Raw genomic sequence first — 13,018 nt, 5'->3', positions numbered from 1 at the left:
ACATGGATACCACCATCGCTTTGATTTTGTTGCAGGATGGCATATTGAATGGCGCCATCTATGCTTTGCTCGGGCTCGCCCTGGTTCTGGTTTTCCTGGTTACCCGCGTCATCTTTATTCCACAAGGTGAGTTCGTCACCTTTGGCGCCTTGACCTTGGCTTTCGTGGTCAATGGCCGCATGCCGGGAACCGTTATTTTGTTATTGATCGCCGGTGCGCTGGTGTTCTTGCTGGAGTTGCTCTCTGCCTTGCGCAGTCGCAGCCTGACAGGCATGCCACGCAAGTTTCTGGTCAATATCGTGATTCCTGTCGCGGTTTACTTTGCTGCCCCTGCCATTGTCAGCTCGCAGTTGCCCTTGTGGGTGGCCGTATTGTTCTCGCTGGCGGTTGTGATCCCGCTGGGTCCCATGGTGTATCGCCTGGTGTACCAGCCGATTGCCGAAGCCAGCGTGCTGGTGCTGCTGATTACTTCGGTAGCCGTGCACTTTGCGCTGACCGGTTTGGGTCTGGTGTTCTTCGGTCCGGAAGGCTGGCGCACGCCTCCTTTCATGGAAGGCGAAGTGTCCCTGGGCGCAGTAAGCTGGTCGGCCCAAACCTTTTTTGTGATGGGCGCTTGCGTGTTGCTGATTCTGGCCTTGTGGGGCTTTTTCGGTAAGACCCTGTATGGTCGCGCTCTGCGTGCAACGGCGGTGAACCGTCGTGGTGCCCGTCTGGTGGGTATCAGCACCAATATGTCCGGCTCTCTGACTTTCACGCTGGCTGCAGCTATTGGTGCCTTGTCCGGCATGCTGATCGCTCCTGTGACGACCATTTACTACGACACCGGCTTTTTGATCGGTCTTAAAGGTTTTGTGGCGGCGATTTTTGGCGGTTTGATCAGTTACCCCGTCACCTTGTTGGGCGCTTTGTTCCTGGGTGTTCTGGAGGCGTTTTCCTCTTTCTGGGCTAGTGCCTACAAAGAAGTTATTGTATTTACCATGGTGATACCGGTGTTGTTGTGGCGCTCCTTCGGTAGCAAGCACGTGGATGATGAGGAGTAAATCACATGAGACACTTGCTGACGCTACTGTTTATTGCGGTTCTGTTGGTTTTGCCGCAGTTGGGCGCAACGCCCGAATTCTGGATTACCCAGCTTAACTATATTGGCTTGACCAGCCTGGTTGTTCTGGGCCTGGTGCTGTTGACCGGCGTGGGTGGTTTGACTTCGTTTGGTCAGGCCGCGTTTGTGGGTCTGGGTGCCTACACCACGGCCTATCTGACGGCTCGTCTGGGTTGGTCGCCCTGGTTCAATCTGCTGATTGGCATGGCTATCACCATGATGGTGGCCTACATTCTGGGGGCGATCACACTGCGCTTGTCCGGCCACTTCCTGCCCTTGTGTACCTTGGCTTGGGGGCTGGCCTTGTACTACCTGTTCGGCAACCTGGAGTTCCTGGGTCAGTACGACGGTATTTCCGGTATTGCTCCTTTGGAGTTCTTCGGTATTTCCCTGTCCTCGGGCCGGGATATTTACTACCTGATCTGGGCGTTCGCCTTGCTGGCGATGTGGGGTACGCGCAACCTGCTGAACTCCCGTCCCGGACGTGCCATTCGTGCTCTGAAGCATGGCAGCGGCATGGCCGAATCCTTTGGCGTGAACATGGCCAATTACAAGGTCATTGTGTTCGTTTACGCTGCCTTGCTGGCTTGCGTATCCGGTTGGCTCTATGCGCACTACCAGCGCGCGGTATCACCCAGTCCTTTCGGCTTGAACTACGGTATTGAATACTTGTTCATGGCTGTGCTGGGCGGGGCAGGCAGTGTTTGGGGTGCTGTTTTGGGTTCGGCTCTCGTGCTGAGCCTGAAAGATCAATTGCAGAACTGGCTGCCCAAGCTGCTCAATACCGACATCAACTTCGAGCTGATCGTTTTCGGTATTTTGATGGTGCTGATTCTGCAATACGCTCGCGACGGTCTGTGGCCCATTTTGCACAAGGCTTGGGAACAGGTTTTCGGTGCGCAGAAGCGCAATCAGGCGGCTCCTCCGCAAGCCGAGGCTCTGCCTCAGCGTGAGCGTCCCCAGGCCGGCTCGCTGGTTCTGGAAGTGAACAAGATCCGCAAGGAGTTCGGTGGTCTGGTCGCCGTGAATGACATCAGCTTCACCTTGAATGCGGGTCAGATCATGGGCCTGATCGGTCCTAACGGCGCGGGCAAGAGCACAACCTTTAACCTGATTACCGGCGTGCTGTCGGCCACCAGCGGTCAGGTCAGCTTCCTGGGGCAGCTGATTGATGGCAAGCCTGCACGCGAGATTTCTCGTCTGGGCGTAGGCCGTACCTTCCAGCACGTGCAACTGCTGCCTACCATGACGGTTCTGGAAAACGTGGCATTGGGCGCTCACTTGCGTCGCAATGTCGGTGTGGTGTCCGCCGTTCTGCATACTGAGCGCCGTAGCGAAGCCGAGCTTTTGCACGAAGCGGCTGTTCAGCTGCAGCGCGTGGGCCTGGGTGATTACCTGTACGAAGAGGCGGGCAATCTGGCCCTGGGCCAACAGCGTATTTTGGAAATTGCCCGTGCTCTGGCTTCCGATCCGCTGCTCTTGCTGCTGGACGAGCCGGCTGCTGGCTTGCGCTACAAGGAAAAGCAGGAATTGGCCAAAGTGCTGGATCAGCTGCGTAGCGAAGGCATGAGCATTTTGCTGGTTGAGCATGACATGGACTTTGTCATGAATTTGACGGACAAGCTGGTTGTCATGGATTTTGGCACCAAGCTGGCCGAAGGTTTGCCCAAGGAAATTCAGGAAAATCCAGCGGTGCTGGAAGCCTACCTGGGTGGTATTGATGACGACCTGGATCTGGATCAGGTCAATGAGCCCGCCTCGGCAGGAGCAGCGCTATGAGTTCGGCACAATCGAAAGACATTATCCTGAAAGTAGACAATCTGGCGGCTCAGTACGGCAAAGTCACGGCCGTGACGGGAGCCAGTCTGGACGTTCGGGCAGGCAGCATTGTGACGGTGATCGGCGCCAATGGTGCAGGTAAGTCCACCTTGCTCAATTCCATGATGGGCTCTTTGCCCAGCGTGGGCCGTAGCACAGGCTCGGTGCAGTACGAAGGGCAGGAGATCAGTCATTGGGAAGTGGAGCGTCGCGTGGCGGCTGGCATTTCCCTGGTGCCGGAACGCCGCGAGCTGTTTGGCAGCATGACCGTCGAGGACAATCTTCTGCTGGGCGGCTTTCGCCTGTATCGTGCCCGTCATCCCGGCTGGCGCGACACCATGGACAAGGTTTACACCTTGTTTCCACGTTTGAAAGAGCGCCGTACTCAGCTGGCAGGGACTTTGTCAGGCGGGGAGCGGCAGATGCTGGCCGTAGGCCGTGCCTTGATGGCGCAACCCAAAGTGCTGATGCTGGATGAACCCAGCCTGGGCCTGGCGCCGCGTGTGGTGCGGGAGATCTTCATGATCATCGCCCGACTGCGCAGTACCGGCGTGGCCATCTTGCTGGTCGAGCAAAATGCTCGTGCCGCTTTGCAAGTGGCTGACTACGGTTATGTACTGGAGACGGGCGATGTGGTGCTGCAAGGGCCCGCGTCTGACCTGGCTCATAATCCCCGAGTGATAGAAAGCTATCTGGGCTTGGGGCAGGGCAAGCGCGAGCAGGAAGAAGCCAGCGCTTAGAAGCGGTAGCCGACCCCGATGGTGGCAACCACGGGGTCCAGCTTGGCCTTACCAATGGACTGACCGTTCAGTTTCACGTCTGGACGGATGCTGATGTAGCGTACATCGGCGTTCAGGAACCAGTTCTTGTCCAGCTTGTAATCCACACCGACCTGGGCTGCAAAACCCCAGCTGTTTTTCAGTTTCAGGTCGGAGCCCGCCAGCGCACCGCGCGATTCGGTGTCAAAGAACATGGTGTAGTTCACGCCCACGCCCACATAGGGCTGGAAGTCGCTGTCAGGCAGGAAGTGGTATTGCAGGCTCAGGGTTGGGGGCAAGTGCTTGGTTTTGCCGATACGGCCCAGATTGCTGTCAATATTGTGCTGGAAGGGGAAAGCGCCCAGCAGTTCAATACCAATATTGCGGGTGGCCATATAGGTCAGCGAGAAGCTGGGGCGGGCATTATTGCCTACGTCCAGCTTGACGGTGCCGTCAGCCACAGAGCCGTTATTGGATTTTGGGGATACCCAGGTCACGCCACCTTTGAGCAAGAAATCACCCGCTTCGTGTGTTTGGCCTTGAGGCGCGTACAAAACAGCGGCCAGTCCTACCGCGAGCAAGGACAGGTGCAGACCGGGAAACAAGTGGCGGGCTTTCATAATGACTCCGTAGGGGGGGTGTAAAGCCTACAGAGTGAATGAGGGCTGGGTTTGCAGATTTGATCCAAAGCAAGCTTCAGGGGTAGTTGACCGCCTGACCTTGTTGTAGATCAAGTAAGTAGAATTCATACGGGGCCAAATTCACCCCTATGTGTGTTTTTTGCATCACCTGGTAACGAGCTGGAAAAGAGAAAGGCGGGCGTGAGAGAGCTCGGATGATGGGCTCACACCCCCAGGAGTGCGTGCAGGGCGTCGTACTTATGGCTTAATTCGCTGCGGCTGAATCGCTCGATAATTTGCCCTTGTTCCAAGACATGAAACTGATCGCTGAATTCCGCCGAGAACTGTGGGCATTGCTCGGCCAGCACAATGGTGTAGCCTTCGTGGCGTAAGGTGCAGATCAGCTTGCCAAGTGCCTGGGCCTGTACCGGAGCCAGTCCCTCGGACACCTTGTCCAGCAGCAGTAGATTCACACCTGTGCGCAGCAAGCGCGCAATGGCCAGTATTTTTTGTTCGCCGGTAGACAGATGGGTGGCCATATGGTGGCGACGTTGCTCCAGGCTGGGTAGCAGCTCATAGATCTGCACCAGTGACATTCCACCACCCAGGGCAGTCCCTATAGCGGGCGGTAGCAAGAGGTTTTCCTCACAGCTCAGACCGGTGAAGATGCTCTGTTCGTAAGGGCTGTAGCCCACTCCCAGATCTGCCAACTGGTGTTGGCTCAGGTGTATGGTTTCGGTGCCTTGAATACGGATGGAGCCTCGGCGGCTATCGGTTAATCCCGCGATGGCGCGTAACATGGCGCTGCGGCCGGCCCGACTTCGGCTCAGTACGGTGCAGATCTCGCCCGCAGCAACCTGCAAACTCAATCCGCGCAAGAGCGGAAACTCTCGTTGGCAGGCGTACAGATTCTCAATATCCAGGGCAGCCCGTGTCATGAGAATGCTCCTTGTCGTAAGGCGTCAATATGGGCCTGTACGTTGGCTGGTCGGCTCAGGATTCCGTTACGTGTCCTTCGCCGCTGATTGTGGTGATTCCATCACCAGCGAACTTTAGGCAGGGTTCTTCATGTGTTTCAGTATGGAAGCGCCAACGAAGCAAAACCATGCGGGTTTGTCATAGGAGAGATCGGTTTAATGCACTGTTTGGTAAACAAATGTTGTTAAACCAGGCATGTGTTACTTAAGTGTTAACGGTTTTCGGCTTGAAGTCACACAAGTCCGAGATACCACACTGGGGACATTTGGGTTTGCGGGCCACGCAAATGTAGCGGCCATGCAAAATCAGCCAGTGGTGGGCGTCCAGTAAAAAAGGCTTGGGAATCACTTTTTCCAGCTTCTTTTCCACTTCGACCACGTTTTTTCCTGGCGCAATGCCGGTGCGGTTGGCAACGCGAAAAATATGGGTATCCACGGCAATGGTGGGCAGGCCAAAAGCGGTATTCAAGACCACGTTGGCGGTTTTGCGTCCTACGCCAGGAAGAGCCTCTAGTGCTGCGCGGTCACAGGGAACCTGGCCTTGATGCTGCTCCAGCAAAATCCGACAGGTCTTGATGACGTTGGCGGCTTTGGTCTTGTACAGGCCAATGGTCTTGATGGCTTCACGCAGCCCTTCTTCACCCATAGCCAGAATCCCTTGCGGTGTGCCGTGTTCGGGAAAAAAGCGGGCAGTAGCCAGGTTCACGGAGCGATCAGTAGCCTGGGCCGACAGAATCACCGCAATCAGCAGTTGAAAGGTGTCGGCGTATTCCAGTTCGGTGGTGGGCTTGGGGTTGGCGGCCTGAAAACGGCTGAAAATCTCGTGGCGCTTGGCAGCGTTCATGGCGTAGTTTCGCTTGCAGTCTTGCCGGCGCGTCGCGCACGGGCGCGGGCCAGAGCAGAGGCAATGGAGGCCTCTCGTTTATCGGCCTGATCGGCCGAGTTGGCCAGGACGGGTTTATTAGCTAGCGTACGGGCAGCCAGATCCGAGCTTTCCTGGTGTCGGGCCAGCAGGCGGTCGCGGCGTCGTTCCGTGTCCAGGCGAGCCTGTATGGCCTGTTCGCTGCTCCATTCATCCGTAGGGATCATGCTGATGCAGTCTACTGGACAGGGCGGCACACATAGCTCACAGCCGGTACAGCGGTCAGCCAGTACGGTGTGCATCAATTTGTTGGCACCGATAATGGCGTCCACCGGACAGGCCTGAATACAGAGCGTGCAACCAATGCAGTGCTCTTCAATAATGACTGCGCGGCTGGGGCCGGTGAATTCCCCACAGGAAGGGTCCAGGGGCAGGGCTTCACGACCCAGCAGCTCGGCCAGGGCCTGCACGCCTTCCTGGCCGCCGGGCGGGCAGCGGTTGATCGCCTCGCCTTCAAGCGCAATGGCTTGGGCATAGGGCAAACAGGCATCGTAACCACAGCGGGTGCACTGGGTTTGAGGGAGCAGGGCGTCAATGCGCCGTATTAAGGTGTTGGACATGAATGCAAAAACGGGGCCGTCTGGCCCCGTCAGAAACGGCCTTAGCCAAATATCAGTTGTGCTGACGGATGAAGTCCCTGATTTTAGGACAGATCAGCGTGCGCCAGCGGCTTCCGGAGAAAATCCCGTAATGACCACAGTTGGGCGCGGTGAATTGTTGCTTGAGTTCAGGCGCGATTTTCGAACATAGCCCCTGAGCCGAATGAGTCTGGCCCTGGCCGGAAATATCGTCCAATTCGCCTTCAATAGTAAACAAGGCCACGCCATCGATATCCTGGGGGCGGACTTGTTCGCCATGCACGTGCCATTGGCCTTTGGGCAGACGGTGCTCCTGGAACACAATGCGGATCGTGTCCAGGTAGAACTCGGCGGGCATGTCCAGCACGGCGTTGTATTCGTCGTAGAAACGGCGGTGGGCTTGTGCATCGTCATCGTCACCTTTGATCAGGTGCTGATAAAAGTCGTAGTGTGAGCTGACGTGACGATCCGGATTCATGGCGACAAAACCGGCATGCTGCAAAAAGCCGGGGTACACACGGCGGTGAGCACCAGGGTATTTGGTGGGCACCCGGTGAATCAGATTGTTTTCGAACCAGGAATAGGACTTGGTGGTGGCCAGACGATTCACCTCGGTGGGGGACTGACGCGTGTCGATGGGGCCACCCATCATGATCATGCTGCGTGGCATCACGGCCGAGCGACGGCTTGCCATTAAGGAGACGGCAGCCAAGACCGGCACCGTGGGCTGACAAACCGACATGACGTGCACTTTCGGGCCCAGTGCCTGGATGAATTCCTGCACATACAGGACGTAATCGTCCAGATGGAAGGGGCCGGCTGAACGAGGCACCATGCGGGCATCAATCCAGTCAGTAACATAAACCGAGTGATCGGGCAGCAGCGCGCGTACGGTTTCGCGCAGCAAGGTGGCGTGGTGGCCGGACAGAGGCGCGACCAGCAGGATCGTGGGGTCCTGATCCGCTTTGGGATGATCGCGCTTGAAGTGGATCAGCCTACAGAACGGTTTGCTCAGGTGCTCGACCTCCTGCACGGCGACGGTTTGGCCGTCGATCTGGGTTTCGTCCAGCCCCCAGGTTGGTTTTTCGTAATCCTTGCCGATACGGTGTACCAGTTCAGAGGCCGCCGCCAGTTGGCGCGACAGGGGCGTATAGGCCAGTGGACTGTAGGGGTTGGAAAACCATTGAGAGCCGGTGCCGGTAAAGGCGGCGAGCGGAGCCAGAAAGGACCGCTGAAGTTCGTGCAGATCGTAAAGCATAGTGTGCGCCTTGGTGTTGCCTAATTTGATACAGAGGAATGTATATGCTTATTTCCTTGTGGGAAACAATACGACGTTTATCGTTCCTCTGGCCTTGGTATTTTCCCTTGCTGCGGTGCGGCAGGTTTTTTTATCAAAAGGCGAGATTGGGCGCAAGAGTGGCTGGATACAAACGCAGCCACCGAGTCGGGTCTATATAGAGCGAGCGACGTGCTTAGCGTTCCAGATACTGTAGTTTGTTCTCCACACCGTTCCAGTCGTCCGCATCTTCCAGCGGTTTTTTGGAGCGGTTGATGCTGCCAAAAACAGGCGTCAATTCAGCGTTCAGTTCGATGAAGTGCACCTGATCTTGGGGCACGTCCTCTTCGGCAAAAATGGCATTGGCCGGGCATTCGGGAATACAGACGGCGCAGTCAATGCACTCGTCCGGGTCAATCACCAGAAAGTTCGGGCCTTCACGAAAACAGTCGACGGGGCACACGTCCACACAATCGGTGAATTTGCACTTGATACAGTTTTCGGTGACGACGTGGGTCATTTCAGTAACACTCCTGCGGTATCGCTAAGGCGGTTGATCACGGCAAAAGGCCGTGGATGGGGTGCGCGACAACGCACAGGGCCTGAACGATAAAAATGGGATTTGAATCGAATCTTTCGATTTTAACGAATATTCAGCTTCTTGCTTATTGAGATGGCGCAATAGCTCATCTGCTAGATAGCGGTACGCAAGAACTGACGCCCGTGCTATGGTTGCGCAATCAAAATCGGTAGGTTTGTGATGATCATTACCTCTTTACTTGATACGGACCTGTACAAGTTTTCCATGATGCAGGTTGTCTTGCATCATTTCCCGGCTGCGCATGTGGAGTATCGCTATAAATGCCGCACTCCCAATATTAATTTAAGCCAGTACCTGGACGAGATCCGGGCGGAAATTCATGCCCTGTGCCAGTTGCGTTTTTCTGACGCCGAGCTGGATTATTTACGCAGCCTGCGCTTTATCAAAAGCGATTTTGTCGATTTTCTGGGTCTGTTCCATCTGCCCGAGCGTTGCATTCAGGTGCAGGCTGGGGCTGTTCCCGGCGAGATCGAAATTTCGGTCCAAGGCCCCTGGCTGCATACGATTCTGTTCGAGATCCCGGTGCTGGCCATCGTGAACGAGGTCTACTTTCGCAATGAATGTCCACAACCACAATGGGCGGAAGGGCGCGAGCGTCTGCAGTCCAAGATGCGTCTGGTGGTCGATGATCCGGCCTTAAGTGACTTTCGTGTGGCTGACTACGGCACGCGCCGTCGCTTTTCCAAGCAGTGGCACGAAGAAGTGGTCACCACCATGATTGAGCAGATGAAACCGCACTTTGCCGGCACCAGCAACGTCTGGCTGGCCATGAAGTATGGGGTAACGCCGCTGGGCACCATGGGACACGAATATTTGCAGGCTTGTCAGGCTCTGGGCCCTCGCTTGCGTGATTCGCAGATTTTCGCCCTGGAGGTGTGGGCCAAAGAATATCGCGGTGACCTGGGCATTGCCTTGTCGGATGTGTACGGCATGGATGCTTTCCTGCGCGACTTTGACATGTATTTTTGCAAGCTGTTTGACGGTGCCCGTCACGACTCGGGCGATCCTTTCATCTGGGGTGAGCGCTTGCTGGCGCACTATCAGGCTAACCGTACCGATCCGCGTACCAAGACCTTGGTGTTTTCTGATGGTTTGACCATTCCCAAAGCCATTGAGCTGGCGCTGCGTTTTGCAGGTCGCTGCAAGGTGTCTTTTGGGATTGGCACCAACCTAACCAATGACCTTGGCCATGAGCCTTTGCAGATTGTCATGAAGATGGTGCGCTGCAATGGTCAGCCGGTGGCGAAAGTGTCCGATGCTCCGGAAAAGACCATGTGTGATGATCCGGCGTATCTGGCGTATTTGCGGCAGGTTTTTCAGTTGCCGCCAGCGTAAGCCTTTGGCGACCTGAGGCGTTAATGTTGTTTCAAAACCCTTTGCACACGCAAAGGGTTTTTTTCATAGACACAGCAGTGCCGCCAGATGCCCTCCGGCTTCACGTGCCTGGGCAATGTGCTTCTCATTCAAGGTCTTGGGCGCCAGAATGGCCTCAGGCGTCTGGGCGTGAAAATTGAAGATCCGGATCGGGGCGGCCAGCTCCAGCCGCCAGCCGGTACAAATCCGCTCCAGTTGTCGCTGGGCTCCTTGTCCATCGCTACCGGCACTGATCAAGGCAGAGTAGGGACGGCCATTTAGCTGATCCAGCACCTCGTAGTAATTCCGGTCCAGACACTCTTTCATGGCCCCGCTCAGACTGGCCAGGTTTTCGGGGGCGCAGAACAGATAAGCGTGGGAGTCGCGCAAATCCTGCGCTTGCACCTGATCGCAATGCAAACGTTTGATACGGATCTGTTCTAGCCCTCCCAACTCCTGGAGCACCTCCAGCGCGCCTTGTTCAGCCTGTTCAGCCAATTGCCGGGCCGCGCCGGTACGGGAGTGCCAAATCAATAGAAGCTGGCGGCATGTGTTCAGACTCATAAGCTCTTACTCGCGGTGATAGACTAGCGTCTACAGTATAGAGAGCCACCTCAGCGCTGAGTGGCCACATCGACGTAATTCACATGAATCACACCGCTTCCCCCCCTATGGCCGAGTCGGCCTTCAACCCTCTATGGTTCGCGCAAGCCAGCCACGGACTGGATGAAGCAGGGCGTACGCTATTGCAGGCGGCTGCCGACTGGGCGGGGCCTATTTTGCTGGATCTGGCCGGAAGTACCGGCGAACCGTTGGACAGCCATTGCGCTCAGGTAGCGCTTATTTTGGCTGGTTTGGGTGTGGATGCCCAAACCCGTGCCAGCGCCTTGTTGGCCGTCACCCCCGCCCCTGGGCCGGAGATCAAACAGGATCCGGTTCAAAAAGCCTTTGGTGCCGAGGTCATGACCTTGGTGCGTGGCTCGCGCGCCTTGTACCGCCTGGGATCGCTGACAGGCCAGGCCAAGGAGCAGACGGGCGGGGGTGATCAAAAAGAAATGAAGCGCAAGATGCTGCTGGCGATGGCCGCCGATTTGCGCATTGTCTTGATGCGCCTGGCCTCGCGCTTGCAGTCCTTGCGCTGGTACCGACAGTCCAGAAATGTCTGTCCGGTAGGGTTCGCGCGCGAAACGCTGGAGCTGTATACGCCGCTGGCTAACCGCCTGGGGATTTGGCAGATCAAGTGGGAAATGGAGGATCTGGCCTTTCGTTTTCTGAACCCCGAGGTTTACAAACATATTGCCAGTCAGTTGGAAGACAAGCGCGTGGAGCGCGAAACCCTGATCAGTCAGGTTCGTGATCAACTTTTGGCGGCCTTGAAACGCGAGCATATCGTGGCCGAGGTCTCGGGCCGACCCAAGCATATCTTCAGCATCTGGAACAAGATGCGTAACAAGCATCTGGACTTTGAACAACTGTTTGATTTGCGCGCCTTGCGCGTCATCGTTGAGGATGAACGCAGCTGCTACCACACGTTGGCTGTGGTGCATTCCTTGTGGACGCCTGTGCCCGAGGAGTTTGACGATTACATCTCCCGCCCCAAGCCCAATGGTTATCGCTCCTTGCATACCGTCATTGCGGATGCGCAGGGGCGTTGCTTTGAAATTCAGATCCGCACGCGCGACATGCATCAGTTCGCGGAATACGGGATGGCTGCCCACTGGCGCTACAAGGAGGCGGGAGCCCAAGGCGGGCAGCAGGTGGCCGATGGTGAGGACGATAGAAAGATCGCCTGGATGCGTCAATTGCTGGCCTGGGACAGGGAGGCGTCCACGTCAAACGCTACCGCGCCTGGTCCGCAAGCAGACAGCAGCAAAGAGTCGGCTTCCGAAAAGACAGTAGAACCCGTCGCCAGTAAGAAACCGGCAGTCGCCCGGCCTTTGAAGGCTCAGGAAGACGAGCATATTTATGTGCTGACGCCGCAGGCTCGCGTTATCGAGCTGCCTGTGGGGGCGACGCCGGTGGACTTTGCCTACTATCTGCATACCGATCTGGGCCACCGTTGTCGCGGTGCGCGGGTTGATGGGCAGATGGTGCCTTTGTCCACGCGTTTGTCGACGGGCCAGACGGTAGAGATTGTGGCGGCCAAATCCGGTGGCCCCTCGCGTGACTGGCTGAACGTACAACTGGGCTTTCTGGCCAGCCCGCGTTCGCGCTCCAAGGTGCGGGCCTGGTTCAACGCGATTGAATTGCAGCAGCGTATCTCCCAAGGCCAGAGCATGGTCGAAAAAGAGCTGCAAAGGCTGGGCCGTACCGCCGTCAATCTGGAACAGATGGCCCAGCAACTGGGTTTTGCCAAGGCGGATGACTTGTATGTGGCGGTGGCCAAGGATGAATTCAGTCTGCGCCAAGTGGACGCCTTGTTCCGTGAGGATGTGCAGGAAGAAGAACCCGTACAGCGCGTGTTTGATGCGGCCCGGGAAAGTGTTTCCAAAACCGGGAAAAGCGGTGTGCTGGTGGTGGGCGTGGACTCCCTCATGACACAGCTGGCCCGCTGTTGCCGTCCCGCACCGCCTGACCTGATTGCCGGTTTTGTGACCCGTGGTCGGGGAGTATCCATACACCGTGCCGACTGCAAGTCTTATCAGGAACTGGCTGATCGACAACCTGAAAGGGCTATTAGCGTTGATTGGGGCGATACGGGGGATACTCAGTATCCGGTGGATCTGGCGATTGAGGCTCAGGAGCATCCCAGCCTCTTGCGTGATCTGTCTGAAGTATTTGCCCGCCTGCGCTTGAACGTAACGGGTATTAATACCTTGAGCCGTCGTTCGTTGACACGCATGATATTTACCATTGAAGTGCGTGATGGCGAGCAAATTCAAAAGGCTTTAGCGGCCTTGAACGAGTTATCGGGTGTTAGCGCCCGCCGCTACTCGTCCTGAACTGCTAAAATTGGTAAACCTAAACCTCGCGGGTGTTGTGCCCGCGATTGTTCTTGTCAATCAAGAGAGCGAGC

Annotated in this window: 12 protein-coding genes; 5 read left to right on the top strand and 7 right to left on the bottom strand. The window is 56.5% G+C overall.

Annotated features, from left to right (window positions below; all coding sequences use genetic code 11):
- Positions 1-2: 2 nt before the first annotated feature.
- The 3 genes from CA948_RS08225 to CA948_RS08215 are packed head-to-tail and all read left to right on the top strand — an operon-like array spanning position 3 to position 3,657.
- Complete coding sequence (locus CA948_RS08225) at positions 3-1,040, top strand: branched-chain amino acid ABC transporter permease (protein WP_094197333.1); 1,038 nt, start codon at positions 3-5, stop codon at positions 1,038-1,040.
- A 5-nt stretch (positions 1,041-1,045) separates the two neighbouring features.
- Complete coding sequence (locus CA948_RS08220; protein WP_108727761.1) at positions 1,046-2,878, top strand: branched-chain amino acid ABC transporter ATP-binding protein/permease; 1,833 nt, start codon at positions 1,046-1,048, stop codon at positions 2,876-2,878.
- On the top strand, positions 2,875-3,657 hold the full coding sequence (locus CA948_RS08215) for an ABC transporter ATP-binding protein (protein WP_094197331.1): 783 nt from the start codon (positions 2,875-2,877) through the stop codon (positions 3,655-3,657). Before CA948_RS08220 ends, CA948_RS08215 begins: the two co-directional genes overlap by 4 nt.
- Here the strand turns inward: CA948_RS08215 and CA948_RS08210 are convergent.
- The 6 genes from CA948_RS08210 to fdxA all read right to left on the bottom strand — a co-directional run bounded on the left by CA948_RS08210 (position 3,654) and on the right by fdxA (position 8,568).
- Entirely contained in the window at positions 3,654-4,295 is a 642-nt protein-coding gene (locus CA948_RS08210) for an OmpW/AlkL family protein (RefSeq protein WP_094197330.1), read from the bottom strand. The genes CA948_RS08215 and CA948_RS08210 overlap by 4 nt on opposite strands.
- 224 nt (positions 4,296-4,519) lie before the next feature.
- Positions 4,520-5,233: an ABC transporter ATP-binding protein gene (locus CA948_RS08205; RefSeq protein WP_094197329.1), complete on the bottom strand. Its 714-nt coding sequence runs from the start codon at positions 5,231-5,233 to the stop codon at positions 4,520-4,522.
- 244 nt (positions 5,234-5,477) lie between these two features.
- On the bottom strand, positions 5,478-6,116 hold the full coding sequence (nth, locus tag CA948_RS08200) for an endonuclease III (RefSeq protein ID WP_108727760.1): 639 nt from the start codon (positions 6,114-6,116) through the stop codon (positions 5,478-5,480).
- Positions 6,113-6,754 carry an RnfABCDGE type electron transport complex subunit B gene (locus tag CA948_RS08195; protein ID WP_094197327.1) on the bottom strand — a complete coding sequence of 214 codons (642 nt, stop codon included), beginning with the start codon at positions 6,752-6,754 and terminating at the stop codon, positions 6,113-6,115. Before CA948_RS08195 ends, nth begins: the two co-directional genes overlap by 4 nt.
- A 52-nt stretch (positions 6,755-6,806) precedes the next feature.
- Positions 6,807-8,030 carry a polyhydroxyalkanoate depolymerase gene (locus CA948_RS08190; RefSeq protein ID WP_108727759.1) on the bottom strand — a complete coding sequence of 408 codons (1,224 nt, stop codon included), beginning with the start codon at positions 8,028-8,030 and terminating at the stop codon, positions 6,807-6,809.
- 214 nt (positions 8,031-8,244) lie between these two features.
- Positions 8,245-8,568, bottom strand: coding sequence for a ferredoxin FdxA (gene fdxA / locus CA948_RS08185; RefSeq protein WP_026483116.1), 324 nt, complete (start codon positions 8,566-8,568; stop codon positions 8,245-8,247).
- 240 nt (positions 8,569-8,808) lie between these two features.
- Here fdxA and pncB point away from each other — a divergent pair, with 240 nt between their 5' ends.
- A complete protein-coding gene (pncB, locus tag CA948_RS08180; protein ID WP_094197325.1) occupies positions 8,809-9,984 on the top strand; it encodes a nicotinate phosphoribosyltransferase in 1,176 nt (391 codons plus the stop codon).
- A 63-nt stretch (positions 9,985-10,047) separates the two neighbouring features.
- On the opposite strand, the gene CA948_RS08175 is transcribed toward pncB, so the two are convergent.
- Positions 10,048-10,566 carry a flavodoxin family protein gene (locus CA948_RS08175; protein WP_108727758.1) on the bottom strand — a complete coding sequence of 173 codons (519 nt, stop codon included), beginning with the start codon at positions 10,564-10,566 and terminating at the stop codon, positions 10,048-10,050.
- A gap of 83 nt (positions 10,567-10,649) precedes the next feature.
- Here CA948_RS08175 and CA948_RS08170 point away from each other — a divergent pair, with 83 nt between their 5' ends.
- Positions 10,650-12,944 carry a RelA/SpoT family protein gene (locus CA948_RS08170; RefSeq protein ID WP_108727757.1) on the top strand — a complete coding sequence of 765 codons (2,295 nt, stop codon included), beginning with the start codon at positions 10,650-10,652 and terminating at the stop codon, positions 12,942-12,944.
- Positions 12,945-13,018 lie beyond the last annotated feature (74 nt).

The organism is Alcaligenes aquatilis (assembly GCF_003076515.1).
Classification (GTDB): domain Bacteria; phylum Pseudomonadota; class Gammaproteobacteria; order Burkholderiales; family Burkholderiaceae_B; genus Alcaligenes; species Alcaligenes aquatilis.
This window is presented reverse-complemented; position numbering and strand designations above follow the sequence as displayed.